Raw genomic sequence first — 567 nt, 5'->3', positions numbered from 1 at the left:
CAGAGGAGGGCCCCGCGCTGGAGGAGCGCCGTCGCCCGGGCGATGGTCGCCGGCTCGGCGGCCGCCCCGGCGCCGAGGTGCGGGCGCTGGCGGACGCCGCCGGGGTAGGGGGTCGGCCCGCCGAGGGTGACGCCGAGGGCGCCGGCGCCGGCGGCGAGCACGGCCCCGGGGTTCGGTCCCGGCCACTGCCGCGCCTGGGTGCGCAGGCAGCGCCAGGCGGCTCGGGGGCGGCGGCTCACCGCCGTGTAGGTCAGGGCCGTCAGGCGGGCCGGCAGCCAGCCGAGCAGGTCGTCCAGGTGGGCCGCCGTGCGGCCGAAGTCGCGCAGCCGGGGGCTGCGGTAGCCCCACATGGCGTCCAGGGTGTTGGCGAGCCGGTGGGCGAGGGCGCCGGGGGCGCCGGCGACGAGGAACCAGAAGAGGGTGGCGAAGACGGCGTCGTTGCCGTTCTCGAGGACCGACTCGGTGGTCGCCGCCGCCACGCCGCTGGCGTCCAGGGCGCGGGGGTCGCGGCTGACCAGGGCGCCGAGGGCGCGCCGGCGAGCTCGACGCCGCCCGGCGCGCCCTCGG

The 567-nt window shown here is 81.0% G+C and carries 1 protein-coding gene; it reads right to left on the bottom strand.

Annotated features, from left to right (window positions below; translation table 11 throughout):
- A partial coding sequence (locus CKO13_RS12475) for a cobalamin biosynthesis protein (RefSeq protein ID WP_200261480.1) occupies positions 1-567 on the bottom strand: 567 nt, incomplete at both ends.

The sequence above is a fragment of the Halorhodospira neutriphila genome (genome assembly GCF_016584055.1).
Taxonomy (GTDB): domain Bacteria; phylum Pseudomonadota; class Gammaproteobacteria; order Nitrococcales; family Halorhodospiraceae; genus Halorhodospira; species Halorhodospira neutriphila.
Note: the sequence above shows the minus strand (reverse complement) of the source record. Positions and strands in the feature narration are given on the sequence as shown.